This is a genomic window from Haloferax sp. Atlit-6N (assembly GCF_003383195.1).
GTDB lineage: Archaea > Halobacteriota > Halobacteria > Halobacteriales > Haloferacaceae > Haloferax > Haloferax gibbonsii.
On the sequence record NZ_QEQJ01000006.1, the window covers coordinates 1 to 16,806 of the forward strand.

Annotated in this window: 17 protein-coding genes; 7 read left to right on the forward strand and 10 right to left on the reverse strand. The window is 66.3% G+C overall.

Annotated elements, in window-relative coordinates; all coding sequences use genetic code 11:
• From DEQ92_RS17550 to DEQ92_RS17570, 5 genes are all read right to left on the reverse strand, one after another.
• Positions 1–309 (reverse strand): ABC transporter ATP-binding protein (locus tag DEQ92_RS17550; protein WP_147299503.1); only part of this gene is annotated, 309 nt, incomplete at its 3' end.
• Positions 310–311: 2 nt separating this feature from the next.
• Positions 312–1,271: a carbohydrate ABC transporter permease gene (locus DEQ92_RS17555; RefSeq protein WP_050459744.1), complete on the reverse strand. Its 960-nt coding sequence runs from the start codon at positions 1,269–1,271 to the stop codon at positions 312–314.
• A gap of 1 nt (position 1,272) precedes the next feature.
• The gene (locus DEQ92_RS17560) at positions 1,273–2,220 is read right to left on the reverse strand and encodes a carbohydrate ABC transporter permease (RefSeq protein ID WP_050459745.1); all 948 of its coding nucleotides are present in this window, start codon (positions 2,218–2,220) and stop codon (positions 1,273–1,275) included.
• Positions 2,221–2,346: 126 nt separating this feature from the next.
• The gene (locus tag DEQ92_RS17565) at positions 2,347–3,897 is read right to left on the reverse strand and encodes a substrate-binding domain-containing protein (protein WP_081605194.1); all 1,551 of its coding nucleotides are present in this window, start codon (positions 3,895–3,897) and stop codon (positions 2,347–2,349) included.
• A gap of 155 nt (positions 3,898–4,052) precedes the next feature.
• Positions 4,053–5,030: an aldo/keto reductase gene (locus DEQ92_RS17570; protein ID WP_197092909.1), complete on the reverse strand. Its 978-nt coding sequence runs from the start codon at positions 5,028–5,030 to the stop codon at positions 4,053–4,055.
• Positions 5,031–5,155: 125 nt separating this feature from the next.
• Here DEQ92_RS17570 and priS point away from each other — a divergent pair, with 125 nt between their 5' ends.
• Genes priS through bcp form a run of 3 tightly spaced genes read left to right on the forward strand, consistent with a single transcriptional unit; the run spans position 5,156 to position 7,788 of the window.
• Positions 5,156–6,313, forward strand: coding sequence for a DNA primase small subunit PriS (priS, locus tag DEQ92_RS17575; protein WP_004974668.1), 1,158 nt, complete (start codon positions 5,156–5,158; stop codon positions 6,311–6,313).
• Complete coding sequence (locus DEQ92_RS17580) at positions 6,310–7,284, forward strand: DNA replication protein (protein ID WP_115805020.1); 975 nt, start codon at positions 6,310–6,312, stop codon at positions 7,282–7,284. The genes priS and DEQ92_RS17580 overlap by 4 nt, the downstream gene beginning before the upstream one ends.
• A gap of 36 nt (positions 7,285–7,320) precedes the next feature.
• A complete protein-coding gene (gene bcp, locus DEQ92_RS17585; RefSeq protein WP_004974661.1) occupies positions 7,321–7,788 on the forward strand; it encodes a thioredoxin-dependent thiol peroxidase in 468 nt (155 codons plus the stop codon).
• A gap of 317 nt (positions 7,789–8,105) precedes the next feature.
• On the opposite strand, the gene DEQ92_RS17590 is transcribed toward bcp, so the two are convergent.
• Both DEQ92_RS17590 and DEQ92_RS17595 read right to left on the reverse strand, forming a co-directional pair.
• Entirely contained in the window at positions 8,106–10,370 is a 2,265-nt protein-coding gene (locus DEQ92_RS17590) for a CDC48 family AAA ATPase (protein ID WP_004974660.1), read from the reverse strand.
• Positions 10,371–10,622, reverse strand: a complete 252-nt coding sequence (locus tag DEQ92_RS17595; protein ID WP_049905056.1) for an Hsp20/alpha crystallin family protein — start codon at positions 10,620–10,622, stop codon at positions 10,371–10,373. It lies immediately after the preceding gene.
• Between the two features lie 251 nt (positions 10,623–10,873).
• Here DEQ92_RS17595 and DEQ92_RS17600 point away from each other — a divergent pair, with 251 nt between their 5' ends.
• Complete coding sequence (locus DEQ92_RS17600) at positions 10,874–11,656, forward strand: alpha/beta fold hydrolase (protein WP_050459749.1); 783 nt, start codon at positions 10,874–10,876, stop codon at positions 11,654–11,656.
• Positions 11,657–11,683: 27 nt separating this feature from the next.
• On the opposite strand, the gene panB is transcribed toward DEQ92_RS17600, so the two are convergent.
• Complete coding sequence (gene panB, locus DEQ92_RS17605; protein ID WP_004974657.1) at positions 11,684–12,493, reverse strand: 3-methyl-2-oxobutanoate hydroxymethyltransferase; 810 nt, start codon at positions 12,491–12,493, stop codon at positions 11,684–11,686.
• Positions 12,494–12,635: 142 nt separating this feature from the next.
• Between panB and DEQ92_RS17610 the strand changes: the two genes are divergently transcribed.
• The 3 genes from DEQ92_RS17610 (at position 12,636) to DEQ92_RS17620 (ending at position 14,452) form a co-directional block, all read left to right on the forward strand.
• Entirely contained in the window at positions 12,636–13,142 is a 507-nt protein-coding gene (locus DEQ92_RS17610) for a type IV pilin (RefSeq protein ID WP_004974656.1), read from the forward strand.
• A gap of 133 nt (positions 13,143–13,275) precedes the next feature.
• Positions 13,276–13,512 carry a DUF5822 domain-containing protein gene (locus DEQ92_RS17615; RefSeq protein ID WP_004974655.1) on the forward strand — a complete coding sequence of 79 codons (237 nt, stop codon included), beginning with the start codon at positions 13,276–13,278 and terminating at the stop codon, positions 13,510–13,512.
• Between the two features lie 91 nt (positions 13,513–13,603).
• Positions 13,604–14,452, forward strand: a complete 849-nt coding sequence (locus DEQ92_RS17620; protein ID WP_004974654.1) for a translation initiation factor eIF-2B — start codon at positions 13,604–13,606, stop codon at positions 14,450–14,452.
• A 51-nt stretch (positions 14,453–14,503) separates the two neighbouring features.
• Here DEQ92_RS17620 and DEQ92_RS17625 read toward each other — a convergent pair whose 3' ends face one another.
• Together DEQ92_RS17625 and DEQ92_RS17630 are read right to left on the reverse strand one after the other, a co-directional pair.
• Positions 14,504–15,622 (reverse strand): Gfo/Idh/MocA family protein, encoded by a 1,119-nt coding sequence (locus DEQ92_RS17625; protein ID WP_004974652.1) that lies wholly within the window; start codon positions 15,620–15,622, stop codon positions 14,504–14,506.
• Between the two features lie 173 nt (positions 15,623–15,795).
• On the reverse strand, positions 15,796–16,764 hold the full coding sequence (locus DEQ92_RS17630; protein WP_004974649.1) for a sugar phosphate isomerase/epimerase: 969 nt from the start codon (positions 16,762–16,764) through the stop codon (positions 15,796–15,798).
• Between the last annotated feature and the right edge of the window lie 42 nt (positions 16,765–16,806).

Below are 16,806 nucleotides of genomic sequence, written 5' to 3' on the forward strand. Positions count from 1 at the left end.
GCGGAGGCGGAGCCCGAAGGAGATGTTGTCGTAGACGTCCATGTGGGGGAACAGCGCGATGTTCTGGAACACCATCGCGACGCCGCGGTCCTTCGGCGGGAGGTTCGTCACCTCGCGGTCACCGATGAACACCTTCCCCTCGGAGGGGATGGTGAGGCCCGCAATCATCTCCATGGTCGTCGACTTCCCGCACCCCGACGGACCGACGAGACAGATGAATTCTCCGTCTTCGATGTCGAGGTTCATGTCGTCGACCGCCGTTACGTCGTCGTAGTGCTTGCTTACGTGTTCGAGTGTTACGTCTCCCATGGTTACTCCTTCAGCGCTCCTGCAGTCAGTCCACTCACGATGCGTTCCTGTGCGATGATGACAAGGATGGCCACGGGTAAGACTCCCACGATGGAGGCGGCGGCCATCAGGTTGTACGGGGTGTCGAACTGTCCCTGATACTTCAGGATACCCGCGACGATGGGCGCCCACGAGTCGGCCTCACCGTTGTTCATCAGGAACGAGAAGAAGAACTCGTTGTAGACGCTGATGAACGTGAGGACGCCCGCGGTCGCCACGCCGGGTGCCGAAAGCGGCACGATGACGCGGAACAGCGCGCCCAGTCTGGTCGTTCCCTCCACCCGCGCCGCGTCCTCCAACCCGTCGGGAATCTGCCCGTAGAAGGTCGTGAGGATGAATATCGACAGCGGCAGGAACAGCGCGCTGAACGGGAACACCATCGGTGCCGGCGTGTTGAACAGGTCCGGCGTCGATATCGTCACCATCCCGATACTGAGCGAGGTGTTCCCCGTGAACAGCTCGAACAGCGGGATGAGGAACGCCGCCGGCGGGAAGTAGCTGATGGCGAGGATGCCGAGCATCAGCACGCCCTTGCCGGGGAACCGGAGGCGGCCGAAGACGTACCCCGCGAGGCTGGCGATGAGCAACACGAGCACGGTGGTCGTGATGCCCAGCACGAAGCTGTTGAACATGTAGAGGTGGAACGGCACCCGTTCGAACATCGCGAGGAACACCTCGGGGTTGAATCCCTTCGGTACGAGCCCCATGTTGGCGATGAGGTTGTTCGGCGTGAGCGCGAGCACGAGCAGCCAGTAGAACGGGAACAGGGTCGTCACCAGGAAGAACAGCATCGCGACGTAGAACATCGCGCGGTAGACCCTGTCGGGGTTCTTGATGGCCGAGTCGACCCAGCGGCCGAGCGGCCCCTGTTCCATGTCGGCGTCGTCGGAGCCGATGCCGGCTCCCGAAGTTTCGCTGGACATCTTAGAGACCCTCGCTGGCGAAGTTCACGATGTACACCGAGACCACGACGGCGATGATGCCCGCGGTGACGAACGCCACGGTCGCCGAGGTCCCGTACAGCGGCGTGTTGAACGTCGTGACGACGAGACACGACAGCGACGGGACCGTCTGACAGCCGGCCATGGTCTGGATGATACCGTAGACGCGCATCGCGTCGATGGTGCGGAACAGCATCGCGACGAGCACCGTCGGCAGGATGAGCGGGAAGGTGATGAGCTTGAACTGCTGCCAGCGCGACGCGCCGGCGACCTTCGCCACGTCGTACAGCGAGCGGTCGATGCTCTGCATCCCCGCGAGGATGAGAAGCGCCATGAACGCCGAGGTCTTCCACACGTCGGCCACGATGATGAGGAACAGCGCGTCCGCGGTGTTCCGAAGCGGCGTCGTGCCGATGAGACCGAGCTGGTTCAACAGCGCCGGGTTCTCTGACGTGCCGACGAGGAATCCGATGTTCGGCTGGAACATCAGGTACCAGATCATCCCCTGGATGACGATGGGAACGGCCCACGGGATGATGATGGCGACGCGGACCCAGCGCCGACCGCGGAAGTCCTGGTCGAGGATGAGCGCCTGACCGAAGCCGATGAGCGTTTCGAACAGCACGCTGAAGACGGTGAAGATGAGCGTCACCGCGAGCGCGCTGGAGTAGATGTTCGTGACGAACGGGAACTCTGAGCTGAACGTCGGGAGGAACTGCGACGGGAGCGCGTAGTTGCGCGCGCCGGTGAACAGGTCGACGTAGTTCTGCAATCCGACGAACTCGCCGAGTCGCGCGCTCCCCGTCAACTGGTCGGCGAACAGCGACATGCTGAACGTCGAGACCAGCGGGTAGACGGCGATTACCCCCAAGAGAACGAGCGCGGGCGTCAGAAGCAGGTACGCGAACTGCGTCTCGGAGAGCGACTCCATCCAGTTGACGGCCGACGCGTACGGGCCGCTCCGCCGGGTGTCGGAAAGTGCCTCCCCTGATTGTTGTTCTGTAGCCATGTCAAATGATAACGTGTATGTTGGTTACGTCTCGGTAAAGACGTTGCTCTACGCGTTCTGCTCGATCTGTTCGAGCTGTGATGCGAGGTCGGACATCGCCTGTTCGGGGGATTTCTCCTGGGCGAACGCGGCGTTGACCTCCTGTGAGATGCGACCGGACTGCTGCGGCCAGACGACGGTGACCGGGCGCGGAATCGCGTTCTCGCCGGCGACCTTCAGGGCGTCGAGGTAGCGCCCGATGATGGGCACCTCGGCGGCCTGGTCGGATTCGAGCAGCGACGGGCGCGGCGGAATCCAGCCGATGATGCGGAACATATCGAGCTGGAACTGCTCGGTTTGCATCGTCCGAAGCACCTGCACCGCGGCCTGCTTCTGTTCGTCCGAGGAGTTCGGGTTCATCGTCATGTGCCAGCCGCCGAGGGCGGCGACGGGGCCGCCCGTGCCCTCGTACTGGGCCTCGTCGGCGGTGACGCCGTACGGAATCGGCATGACGCCGAGGTCCTCGCCGAAGCCGGTCTGGTCGTTCTCCTCCGACGGCTCCGCGCCGTTGATGACGATGGAGTACGGCCAGTTGCGGTGCATGACCGCGTTGCCCGTCGTGAACGGCTGTCGGGACGGGTCCTCGGTCCACTGGAGGACCGCCTCGGGCGAGATGCCGCCCGTGATGCCGTCGAGGGCGTACTCGTCGTCCTCGCCGTGGATGAGCGTCCGGACCATCCGAATCGCGTTGATAACCGGCTCTTCTTCGACCGTGATGGGTCGGTCGCCGATGGGGCCGAACAGGTTCTCGCGGCCGCCGAAGTACGCGCCGCCGTACGAGGTCATGAACTCGTTGAAGTCACAGCACGACAGCCCCTCGTAGACGTTCGCCTGGAAGGTAAACCCGTTCTCGATGTCGGGGTTGGCGTCGAGCGCCTCCTTCGTGACGCGCGAGAAGTCTTCCCACGACATCGACTCGGTTGCCCACGTCGAGAAGTCGTCGTCGGTGTAACCCGCGTTTCGGAGCAGGTCCTTTCGGTACTGGACCGTCGGGAAGTCGGGGAACAGCGGCTGGCCGTAGAGGTCGCCGTTCGACCCCTTCGCCGTCGAGACGCTGGCCTCGAAGTACTCCTCTTCGATGGTGCTTGTCAGCTCCTCCGGGAGCGACTGCGAGAGGTTCTGCAGTTGGTTCCGCGCGATGAACGGAATCGTCCACCCGCTGTCCATCATGAGCAGCGTCGGCTCCGAGCGACCGCCGGAGAGCCACTGCTGGTACTGCGCCTGCCGGTTGTCCGTCACCTGCGACCCGGCGAGGATGTCGATATCGATGTTCTCCGGGAGGCCGGCGTCCCGGAGCGCCTGCACGACTTCCTCTTCCGACTCCGCGACGCGGGTGTCGGCGGCCCACTGAAGCGTGATGTCGTCGGTGGTCTCTTCGGTGTTAATCGGCGTGTCGGTGTCGGTGTCGGTGCCACCGTTTCCGCCGCCGTTCCCGTCTCCGCCGCCGGTGCTAATGCACCCGGCCAGTCCGACGGCGACGCCCGATGCGCCGGCCGCCTTCACAAAATTGCGTCGAGAGACGCCAGTACGCTTGCCCTTGCGTGAGTCAGCATCAACCATTACAGTCTGTATTCTACAATTAGTGATTATTTATAGTTTTGGTGCTGGCCACTACCGGTGTTGTAGTAAATTACTTGTCAATAGTCTCGGCAGTCCGAAATTCAATCAATAGAGTATTTGTAACGATTGTTTATAAAATATATCGCCGTTGACGCTTAGTCTTTACCCGGCGCGGGCCACCGCGGCGTCTTCGGGGCTTCGATTCGCTCGATATCGCTTTCGCTCAGGTCCACGTCGAGCGCGCCGACGTTCTCTTCGAGGTGGTCGAGTCGGCGCGGCCCGATGATGGGCGCGTCCACGACGGGTTTGTGGAGGAGCCACGCGAGCGACACCTGCGCGGGCGTCGCCCCTTTCTCCTCGGCGAGCGAGCGAATCGCGTCGATGACGGCCCAGTTCTCGTCGGTGAAGCGGTTCGACGTGTACTCGTCCGACTCCGCGCGCGTGTCCGCCGGGACCTCGGCGTCGCGCTCGTACTTGCCCGTGAGGAAGCCGCCCGCGAGCGGCGACCACGGGATGACGCCGATGCCCTCGCCCTCGCAGACCGGAAGCAGGTTCGCCTCCTCGTGGCGGTCGACCGCGTTGTACTCCGGTTGCATGCAGGCGAAGCGTTCGAAGTTCTCCACGTCGGCGGTGTACAGCGCCCTCGTGAACTGGTACGAAGACATCGTGCTCGCGCCGACGTAGCGGACGAGCCCCTCCTCGACGAGGTAGTCGAGCGCCGAGAGCGTCTCCTCGATGGGGACCCCGTCGTCCCAGCGGTGAATCTGATAGAGGTCGATGTAGTCGGTGCCGAGGCGGTCGAGGCTCGCGTGCGCCTGGTCGATGATATGCTTGCGCGAGAGCCCGGACTTGTTCGGCCCGTCGCCCATCGGGAAGTAGACCTTCGTCGCGATGGCGAGTTCCTCGCGGTCGCGCTCGGCGATGGCCTCGCCGACGATTTCCTCCGACTCCCCGCGGGAGTAGGCGTTCGCCGTGTCGAGGAAGTTGATGCCGGCGTCGAGCGCGCTGTCGAGGAGGTCGAGACTCGCCTGCCTGTCGTTCATCATCCACTCCGCGCTGGAACCGAAGTTCATACAGCCCAGACAGAGCCGTGAGACTTCGAGGCCGGTGTCGCCGAGGTAAGTGTACTCCATGTCGGTCACACCGCCTCATACACGAACGACAATGATAAGCATACGCACATCACGGACGTGAGAGAAACGACCACGGCCGTGGGGAGACGTAATGGCTTTACCCGCGCCTCCGGAACCCGAGGTGTATGGACGGGCGCACTCGCGAGTACCTCGAAGGTCGCTTCGGTGACTACTACCGGAGCACCGACGTTCCGCTCCCGCCCGCGCCGGGCGAACGGGAGTGGGGGGTCATCCCGTGGTCGGCCGGCGGCACGCGGATGCACCGCCACCAGTCGCTTCTCGACCTCGGCGACCTCTCGGACTACCTCGCCCGGAGCGCGCCCCGGCACGTCTACTTCTCGTCGGCCCGGTTTTCGGACCCCGGCGCGGCCTCGATGGACGACAAGGACTGGCGCGAGGCCGACCTCGTCTTCGACATCGACGCGGACCACCTCCCCGGCGTCGACCCCGAGACGACGGGGTACGCCGACATGCTCGACGCCGGGAAGGAGGCCCTGTTGGACCTGCTGAACCTCCTCGAAGACGACTTCGCGTTCGAGGAGATGCAGGCCGTGTTCTCCGGCGGCCGCGGCTACCACGTCCACGTGCGCGACGAGTCGGTCCGCGGCCTCGACAGCGAGGCCCGCCGCGAGGTGGTCGATTACATCCGCGCCATCGACCTCGACTTCGACGCGCTCGTCGAGACGCGACAGCACGGGACGACGACCCAGCGCGTCCTCCGAACCGAGGGCGGGTGGGGCCGGCGGACCCACCGGCGACTCCTCGCGTTCGTGGACGCGCTGTTGGAGATGGAAGAAGACGCCGCGCTCTCGCGGTTGAAGGAACTCGACGGCATCGGCGACGGGCGCGCGAAGACGATTCTCGGCGCGTTCCGGAACAACCCCGACGCCGTCCGCGAGGGCAACGTCGAGGCCGGCGGCCCGGGCGTCCGGACCCTGGTCGAGGCGCTCGCCCACGAGACCGTCGAGGACGAGACCTCGCCGATAGACGAACCCGTGACGACCGACACGAAACGGCTGATTCGCCTCCCGAAGAGCCTCCACGGCGGGTCGGGACTCGTCGTCGAACCGCTCGACCGCGACGAAATCGACGATTTCGACCCCCTCTCCGACGCGGTCCCGGACCGCTTCCGCGGCCGCGACATCGCCGTCAAAGTGACCGACCCCGGCGAGGTCGAGTTCGACGGCGATAGCTTTACACTCGACTCGGGCGTGCAGTCGGTAGACGAGAGCCTCGGCGTGTTTCTCATGACCCGCGGTCGAGCCGAGAAGGTGACAGAATGAACGTAGACGACCTCAGGAGCGTGCTTCGGACGGAGCGACAGAAAGACAGCCTACAGCACCTCCGCGAGTCGTTCTACGAGGACGTCGCGGAGTTCATCGCCGAGCAGAAGGCGAAACGCGAGGAGAAGGCCGAACAGCTCGGCACCCACTACTCGCCGGAGATTCGGCGGCTCACGGACGAAATCGAGACCGCGGAGGAGGTCGTCACCTCCATCTACGAGCGCCGCGTCGGCAAGGTCGTCAAGGCCGCGAGCTTCGCGGCCGCGGGGATGTCCTCCGAGACGGACGGGCTGACCCACGAGGAAAAGCGGCTGTTCGACGACCTCGTCGACCGCATCGAGGAGAACCGCGGCACGGTGCTCTCCGCGCTCGAAGACGTGTCTGCCGCCGACTCCCCGAAGGACGCCGTTTCGGCGACCGACGTGACGACCGCGGAACCGGGCGCGCCCGGCGATTCCGGACCCGCGATTCCGCCGGACGAACCCGACCCAGAGACCGCGCCGACCGGCATCGGCACCGACGCCGACGGCTCCGGGACGGCCACCGACGGCTCCGAGGCCCCCACCGGCGACTCGGCCGCGGGCGACGTGCTCGCGGACGCGATGGGCGGCGGGACCGGCGACGACGTATCGAACGCGGAGTCGGGGACCGACCGACCGGCCACCGAGGCCGCCGCGGCGTCGACCGATTCCGCCCCCGCGGACTCCGGTCCCGCGGTTCCGCCGGACGAACCAAACCCGGAGACCGCGGCCCCGTCAGCGGGCGAAGCCGACACGGTGGAACCCTCCGCCGACGACCCGCTTTCCGGCCTCGCCGACGAGCGCGAGACGGTCCGCATCACCGCCGACGTGGGGACCATCCTCGGCGTCGACGAGCGCGAGTACGACCTCGCCACCGAGGACGTGGTGACGCTCCCGTCGGCCAACGCCGACCCGCTGGTCGAGCGCGGCGCGGCCGAGAAACTCGACTGAGAAAGACCCTTCTTCCCGCCGCCGGAACTGGTGGCTATGCTCGACATTGGCGACGACGCCCCCGACTTCGAACTGCCCGACCAGCGCGGCGACCTCGTCTCGCTTTCCGACTTCCGCGGCGAGCACGTCGTGGTCTACTTCTACCCGCGCGCCGACACGCCGGGCTGTACCACCGAGGCCTGCGGCTTCCGCGACTCGTGGGACGAGTTCGAGGAGCGCGACGCGACGGTTCTCGGCATCAGCGACGACCCCGTCTCGGACCTCGACTCGTTCGCCGAGAAGTACGACCTCCCCTTCACGCTCCTGTCGGACGAAGACGGCAGCGTCTCCTCGGCGTACGGCTCGTACGGCGAAAAGAACATGTTCGGCAAGACGTTCGACGGCGTCTTCCGCAACTCGTATCTCGTCGGCCCCGACGGGACCGTCGAGCGGGTCTACGAGGGCGTCTCGCCCGACGGCCACGCCGACGAAATCCTCGCCGACCTCGACGAACTGGACGGCTGAACGGGGAGACCACCTCGACCGGGCGACTGCCCCGCCCCGCCGGACCGCCCGGTCTCCGTCTCGCGCCGAACCGACAACTACTGACCGAGTACATTCTTTACAAACGACGGGAGACACACCGCATTTCCGGTGAAATAAACGTAGAACTCGTTGATTATTGCGTATCCCGAGAACCGCGTACCACTACGTAGCAGACGGGAGTGATATGAACGTGACGGTCGCGCCTCTGAGTCGGGCGGATGGTAGGCGAACAGTCGCCGTCGCTCGGTGGCTGGGACGCGTTCGAAAAATACGTCTGAAGGGGCGTTACGAGGCGCTTACTGGAAGGTGCGGCCGACTTCGGTCTCGCGGTCGCGTTCGACCTCGCTCTTCTGGAAGCGCTCTTCGATCTCCTCGTAGCGGCGGCGCACGTCGTCGGTGACGCTCGCGCCGATTTCGTCGAGGGCGTTCTCGAAGTGTTCCATCGTCACGCGGACGTTACCGACGCTCTCGCCGATGTCCTCCTTCTCGACGCTCCGGATGAACTCGCGGGAGGCGTTCATCGACGCCTCGCGGGCGAGCGCTTCGAGGTCGGCACCGACGTAGCCGTCGGTCTTCGACGCGATTTTATCGAGGTCGACGTCGTCGGCCAGCGGCTTTTCGCGGGTGTGCACGTCGAGGATGGCGCGGCGGGCGTCCTCGTCGGGCACGGGCACGTGGACGTGGCGGTCGAGGCGGCCGGGGCGCAGGAGCGCCGAGTCGATGAGGTCCGGCCGGTTGGTCGTCGCGATGACGACCACGTCTTCGAGCGCTTCGAGGCCGTCGAGTTCGGTGAGCAGTTGGGAGACGACGCGCTCGGTGACGCCCGAACTCGACGAGTCGCGGCCGCGCTCGGTCGCGATGGAGTCGATTTCGTCGAAGAACACCACCGTCGGAGCGTTCTCGCGGGCCTTCTTGAACACCTCGCGGACGCCCTTTTCGGACTCGCCGACGAACTTGTTCAGGAGTTCGGGGCCCTTGATGGAGATGAAGTTCGACTCCGCCTCGTTGGCGACGGCCTTCGCCAGCAGGGTCTTCCCGGTGCCCGGCGGGCCGTACATCAGAACGCCCTTGGCGGCGTCCATGTCCATCTGCTGGAACACCTCGGGGTATTCGAGGGGCCACTGGATGGTCTCGCGGAGGCGTTCCTTGGTGGATTCGAGTCCGCCCACGTCCTCCCACGTGACGTCGGGTACCTCGACGAACACCTCGCGGAGCGCCGAGGGCTCGATGCTCTTGAGCGCCTGTCTGAAGTCGTCTTCCGTGACTTTGAGGCCTTCGAGCACCTCGGCGTCTATCTCCTCGGCGTCGAGGTCGAGTTGCGGCCGAATGCGCCGCAGGGCGTGCATCGCCGACTCCTTGGCCAGCGATTCGAGGTCCGCCCCGACGAAGCCGTGCGTGCTGTCGGCGTAGGCGTCGAGGTCCACGTCGTCGGTCAGCGGCATGTTCCGCGTGTGGACCTGCATGATCTCCTTGCGACCGTCGCGGTCCGGCACGCCGATTTCGATTTCGCGGTCGAAGCGCCCGCCGCGGCGGAGCGCGTTGTCGATGGCGTCCACGCGGTTGGTCGCGCCGATGACGACGACCTCGCCGCGCTCGTCGAGGCCGTCCATGAGCGACAGCAGTTGGGCGACGACGCGGCGTTCCACGTCACCGCCGGCCTCGCTGCGCTTGGGCGCGATGGAGTCTATCTCGTCGATGAAGACGATGGCGGGCGAGTTCTCCGTGGCCTCCTCGAAGATTTCGCGGAGCTGCTCTTCGGACTCCCCGTAGTACTTCGACATGATCTCCGGGCCGGAGATGGTGTGGAACGAGGCGTCGATTTCGTTGGCGACGGCCTTCGCGATGAGGGTCTTCCCCGTCCCCGGCGGGCCGTGCAGGAGAACGCCCTTCGGCGGCTCGATGCCGAGGCGCTTGAACAGCTCGGGGTGGCGCATCGGGAGTTCGATCATCTCCCGGACCTGTTCGAGTTCCTTGTCGAGGCCGCCGATGTCCTCGTAGGTGACGGAGGGGCCGCCGTCGTCGCCCGGCGCGGAGTCCTTAATCTGCTCGGCGGGCTTCTGGCTCACCTGGAACTCGGTGTTGTCGGTGACGACGACGGTGCCGTCCGGGTCGGTCGACGCGATTTTGATGGGGACCGACTGGTTCGACGCACTCATGAAGCCGAAGCCGAGCGGAAGCTGGACGCTCTGGCCCTGCGCGACCGGCTGGCCGGAGAGCTTGTCGCGGATGTAGGTCCCGATGTTACCGCCGATGCGGAGGTTCTGCGGGAGCGCGATAGTGACGCGCTTTGCGGGCTTCACGTCGGCTTTCTCCACGTCCACGCGCTCGTCGATGCCGACGCCGGCCTGCTGGCGGAGACGACCGTCGATGCGGATGATACCGGTTCCCTGGTCTTCGGGGTAACCGGGCCAGACGCGGGCGATGGCGGTCCCGTCGTTCGGACCGTCGATGCGGATGAAATCTCCGCCTTCGAGGTCGAGTTCCGCGGCCGCGGCTCGGTCGATAGCGGCGAGTCCGCGACCGGCGTCCTTCTGTTTGAGGGGTTTGACGATGAGTTTCATTTACTTGGTGAGGGTGATGGTGAGCACGCCGTTTCGAACCGCCACGTCGGCGTCGCCGCCGGCGGGGAGTTCGAACTCCGTCTCGGTCACGCGGTCGCCGGTGTCGGCCACGACGATGGCCGTCGACCCGACGATGTCCACGTCGACCTCGTCTTCCGAGAGGCCCACGTCGGCCGCGATGACCCAGCAGTCTTCGTATTCGTACCGGCGAATGAACCGCTCGTTCCCGCCGGCGAACTGTTGCATGCTCATGGTAAGTCTAACCCAAGGTTAGCGTTTTGAATATATAAATCTTTCCCTGACGAATCGGGTGACGACACCGATATGCCGCATTTCGGTTGAATTGCGGTTCACAGTCGTCACGCCTCACCGTGCTATTCGCGGCGGAGTAACGTCAAACTAGTGGCCACGGCAGTCGCCCGCACGGTCGAGGCGGGACGACCGCCCCCGAAACTCGGTGCCGGCGTGGGGGTTTATTGGTTCGCGGCGACCAGTTTCGAGGTATGGAGACGGCCTCGGCGGACCACCACGGACGGGAGACAGCCTATCGATACCGCGACGCGGGCGGAGAGGGACCGACGGTCCTCTGTGTCCACGGGAGCGGCGGCGCACACGGCGTCTGGCGCGGTCAGTTCCGCCTCGCGAGCGACTACCCGGTCGCCGCGCTGGACCTGAGCGGCCACGGCGACAGCGACGACGTGAACGCCGACGTCGGCTACGAGACGCTCTCGGCCTACGTCGACGACGTGGTCGCCGTGGCCGAGGAGACCGACGCGAGCGTCCTCGTCGGCAACTCGCTCGGCGGCGCGGTCGTCCTGACGCTCGCGCTCGAACGCGACCTCGACCTCGACGCGCTGGTCCTCGCCGGCACGGGCGCGAAACTCGCCGTGCTCTCGGACCTGCTGAACTGGCTCGACGACGACTTCGACCGCGCCGTCTCCTTTCTCCACGGCGAGGACAAACTGTTCCACACCGACGACGAGCGACTCGTCGAGGGCTCCAAAGAAGCGATGTACGACGCGGGACAGGCCGTCACCCGCCGCGACTTCCGGTCGTGTCACACCTTCGACGTGCGCGACGAAATCGAGGGGATTTCGGTTCCGACGCTCGCGCTCGTCGGCGAGTACGACCGACTGACGCCGCCGTCGTACCACGAGTACCTCGCCGAGACGATGCCCGACTGCGAACTCGGGACAATCGAAGACGCCGCGCACCTGGCGATGCTCGAACGGCCGGCGGCGTTCAACGAGGCCGTGAAAGCGTTCCTCGACAGTCGCGTCGCGTGAGTTGAAGCCGCGCGGACGCGAACCTCCTCAGTACAGTTCGTCGAGGTCGTCTTCGACGTGGCTGTGTTCGTCGGCCGGGAACTCGCCGGCCTCGACGGCGTCCCTGTACGCGCCGACCGCCTTCTCCATCTCCGATTTCACGTCGCCGAACTGGGCCGCAAACGGCGGCGTGCGGTCGCTCATCCCGACCACGTCGTCGACGACGAGCACCTGCCCGTCGCAGTCGGGGCCCGCACCGATGCCGATAGTCGGGATGTCGATGGCCGCCGTGACCTGTTTCGCGAGGTTCGCCGGGACGTGTTCGAGGACGAGCGAGAACGCGCCCGCGTCGGCGTGGGCCTTCGCGAGGTCGAGAATCACCTGTGCGTCGTCGCGGTCCGTCCCCTGTCTGCCGTAGCCGACTTCCTTGACGCGCTGGGGAGTCAAACCGAGGTGGGCCATCACGGGGATACCGAGCCGGACGAGGTGTTCTGTCAGCTCGACGGTGTGGGGGCCGCACTCCAGTTTGACCGCGTCGGCGTCGGCCTCCTTGAGCATCCGACCGCAGTGTTCGACGCTCGACGCCTCGTCCACGCCGAACGAGAGGAATGGCATGTCGGCGACGACGAGGGCGTCGTCGGCCGCGCGCGCCACCGCGGCGGTCCGGCTCGCCACGTCCTCGACGGTCACCGGCAGCGTCGAGTCGTAACCGAGCGCCGTGTTGCCCATGCTGTCGCCGACGAGGATGATGTCGATTCCCGCCTCGTCGACGACGCTCGCGGTCGGCGCGTCGTACGCCGTGAGCATCGTGATGGGCTCGCTACCAGCCTTCGCTCGAATGGACCGTACCGTGACCATGCGTGCCGTTCGCGCGTCCGGGTTATCAGCCTTATCAGCCACCCCCAGCGCGCCGCGCGAGGTTCGCTCGTTGCGCCCGCTCACCCGAACCTGCGGCCGAGGGAACACTTTACTCGGCGGAACGCGCCTGTACGAACGACGCATGCCCGCCTCGTCGCCCTCCAACGACCGCTCCGCCCGCGGCCTCTCGCCGGTCGTCGGCGTCTCGCTCCTCGTCGTCATCGTCGTCCTCCTCGCCGCCACGGTCGGCGTGATGGTGATGGGGTTCGAGGACGTGCTCTCCGAGCCACAACCGCAGGTGTCGTTCGACGTGGACTACCACCCCGACGGCCCGGATAACGGGGCGAACGGCGCGTACATCAACATCACCCACGAGTTCGGCAGTCTCGAAGACGGCAGTCGGGTGTTCGTCGTCGACGACGCCAACAACCGCATCGCGTGGGAAGACGTGTGGACCGGCGGCGAGACGGTCGGCCCCGCGGGCGAGTACGCCCACATCGACGGTGCCGGTTCCGACGGCGCGCTGAACCCCGTCTGCGAGGCGGGCCAGCGCTACCGGGTCGTCATCGAACACGAGGACGGGTCGTCGAGCATCCTCGTCGACTACGAGGTTCCGACCGAACCGACCTCGAAAAGCGCCGCCTGCTGAGGCCGGGGCACACCGGACCGTCGGGACGCGGGTCGCGAACGAGAACCGGCACGCATTAGCCGTCGCCGTGATACTGCTACCCGTGCAACCAGTCGAGCGCTCGAATCCGGACGGCGTCGATTACGGGTGGGTCATGCAGATGACCTTCGTCACGACGATTCTCGTCGGGTCGCCCATCGTCGCGGTTCTCTCCGTGAACGCGGGGCTCCAGACGTGGGGCGCGCGCGCCGAGTTCGCGATTCGCGTCGGCGCGGTCATCTGGTTCGTGACCGCCGTCGCCCTGTTCGTCTACGCCAAGCGGACCAACGCGGGCGACGGCGGGACGCCCCCCGAAGCGGAGTTGGACACCGACATCGACGCGGAGAACTGAGCCGAACCGAGCCCCGCCCGAGGTCCGCGTCCGCGCCCGCGGCGGCGCTCGCTCCCGGAAACTCTTTCACACGATACGGCGACGTTCTCGTATGATAGACGAGACCATCGAGGAGATTCGCGAGATGCAGACGCACAGCTCCTCGGTCGTCGCCGTCAAGGCTACGCGGGCGCTCGCGGAGCTGACGGAGCGCGACTACGCGACCGTCGAGGAGTTCGAACGCGACCTCGAGCGAAACGTCGGCGCGCTCAAGCGGGCGAACCCGTCGCACGCGTCTTTGTACAACGCCTTACAGGACGTGCTGCACAGCATCCAAGGCGAGGTCGACGACCTCGACGAGGCGCGGGAACTCACCTTGGCGACCATCGACCGCGTGGTCGAGACCGTCGAGACGGGCAAGCGCCGCGCGGCCCAACAGGCGGCCGCGACCATCGAGGACGGCCAGACGTTCCTCACTCACGACTACTCCTCGACGGTCATGGAGGCCGTCGAACTCGCCGTCGCCGACGGCGCGGAACTCACCGCCTACGTGACCGAGGCCCGCCCGCGCTTCCTCGGCCGGAAGTTCGCGCGCGAACTCGCCGCCATCGACGACGTCGAACCGCACCTGATGGTCGACGGCGCGTCGGGGATGTTCCTCCCCAAGTGCGACCGCGTCATCATCGGCATGGACTGCATCGTCGAGGAGACGCTCTACAACCGCATCGGGACGTTCCCGCTCGTCGCCGCCGCCAACGAGGTCGGCGTGCCGGTCACGGTCGTCGGCTCCAGCGCGAAGGTCGTCGACGGCGGCTTCCGCTTCGAAAACGAGATTCGCTCGCCCAGCGAGGTCATGCTCGAACCCGTCGAGGGCATCGAACTGGAGAACCCCGCCTACGACGCCACGCCGGTCGACCTCATCGACGAGGTCATCACCGACGAGGGCGTCATCGAGTTCTGAGCGGGCGGCGACTCGCCCGCGGTTCGTTCCTTTTCGCTCAGTTCGACGCCGTCAGCCGAGGCTGACCCACTCGCCGGTCTCGTCGGAGCGCTCGATGGCGTCGAGCACTGTCTGGACCTCGTAGGCGTCCTCGAACGAGGGGGAGAACTCGCCGCCCTCGGCGACCGCCGACAGGAACTCGTAGTTCTCGTGGACGAAGGTGTGTTCCCAGCCGAGGACGTGGCCCGGCGGCCACCAGTGGTCGAGGTAGGGGTCGTCCTCGTCGGTGACGAGCACCGTCTCGTAGCCGCGGGCGTCGCCGGTCTTCACCTCCAGTTCGTTGAGGCGTTCGAGCGAGAACTGCAGACTCCCCTCGGAGCCGTGAACCTCGATGGTGTGGTCGTTCTTGTGCCCGTCGGCGAACCGCGAGGCCTCGAAGTTCCCGACCGCGCCGTTTCCGAACTCCGCCTGCGCGGTGTAGGCGTCGTCGACGGTCACGGGCTTGTACTCGTCCGCGCCGGGCACGGGCCGCTCGTCGACGAACGTCTGGAGGTGGCCGGAGATGCGTTCGATGTCGCCCGCGGCGTCGCGGACGAGGAAGCGCGCGAGGTCGACCGTGTGCGCGCCGAGGTCGCCGAGCGCGCCGGAGCCGGCGAGTTCCGCGTCGTTTCGCCACGACCACGGCGCTTCGGGGTCGACGAGCCAGTCCTGGAGATAGCGCCCGCGGACGTGCCGAATCTCGCCGAGTTCGCCGTTCTCGATGAGTCCTTTCGCGTACTGGATGGCGGGGACGAAGCGGTAGTTGAACGCGCAGCCGGCGACGCCGTCGGCCGCGCGGGCGGCGTCGCGCATCGCCTCGGCCTCGTCGAGCGTCGGCGCGAGCGGCTTCTCGCAGAAGACGCTGGCACCGGCTTCGAGCGCGGCGACGGAGGGTTCGGCGTGGAGGTGGTTCGGGCCGAGGTTGTAGAACACGTCCACGTCGTCGACCACGTCGCGCCAGTCGGTCGCAGTCGATTCGAAGCCGAACCGGTCGGCGGCGTCGGCGAGCGCCTCCTCGTTGCGGCCGACGATGACGGAGCGCTCCACGTCGGGCGCGTCGGGGAAGAACATCGGCAGGCGGGCGAGCGCGTTGGAGTGCGCCTTCCCCATGAAGCGGTAGCCGAGGACGCCGACTGAGAGCGGTTCAGTCATTGCGCCACCTCCGTGCCCGATGCGGTACCGCGGGCGAGGCCGGAGGCCGAGTCTCGCGGCACTTTTTGGTCCAGATTTTTGGGGAGAGCGGGTCGCGAAGCGGCCCCGAACCGCAAAAAGGTGGGCCTGAAGCGGTAGCCGAGGACGCCGACTGAGAGCGGTTCAGACATGGATTACTCCGCCCAGTAGGCTTCGCCGGGTTGCGTCTCGAAGACGGCCCGCGAGAGCACGTCGACGGCCTTTTCGAGCCCCTCCTTGGACGACGTGAGCGCGTCCTCGTGTTCGATGGAGAGCGCGCCCTCGTAGCCGACCATCCGGAGCGTCGAGACCACGTCCTTCCAGTGGCCCTCGTCGTGGCCGTAGCCGATAGAGCGGAAGAGCCACGAGCGGTCGGCGGTGTCCGCGTAGGAGGTCGTGTCGAGGACGCCCTTGATGCGCGACTCGGACTCGTAGACCTTCGTGTCCTTCGCGTGGAAGTGGTGGATGGCGTCCTCCTCGCCGAGGAACCGAATCGCGTCGGTGATGGAGATGTCCTGCCAGTAGAGGTGCGAGGGGTCGAAGTTCGCGCCGATGCGCTCGTTCGTCGCCTCGCGGAGCTTCAGCATGCCCGTGGGCTCGTAGACGAGCATGTTCGGGTGCATCTCGATGGCGATGTCGACGCCGTGGTCGTCGGCGAACGCGGCGAGGTCCGACCAGTAGTCGACGGCGACCTCCCACTGGTAGTCGTGGGCGTCGGCGTGCTCGGTCGGCCACGGCGCGGTAATCCAGTTCGGGACCTCGTCGTTCGGGCCGCCGGCGGGGAGTCCCGAGAAACAGGTGACGGTGTTCACGTCGAGGGCGTCCGCGAGTTCGATGGCCTCGCGGAGTTCGGTGTCGGCCTCGGCGGCCGTCTCCTCGACGGGGTGAAGCGGGTTGTTGTGCGTCGCGAGCGCGCTGATTTGCAGGTCTCGGCTCTCGACCGAATCGAGGAGGTCGGCCTGCGCGTCGTCGTCCGCGAGGACGGCGCTTCGGTCGACGTGGTCCTCGCCGGGCCAGCCGCCGACGGCGAGTTCGACGCCGTCGACGCCGATACCGGACAGGTAGTCGAGCGCGTCGTCGAGGGGTTCGTCTCCGAGCGGGACGGTGAGCACTCCGATGTACATATCAACCACATATACTAGGAAGTGAATAAAAATTAAGGATAC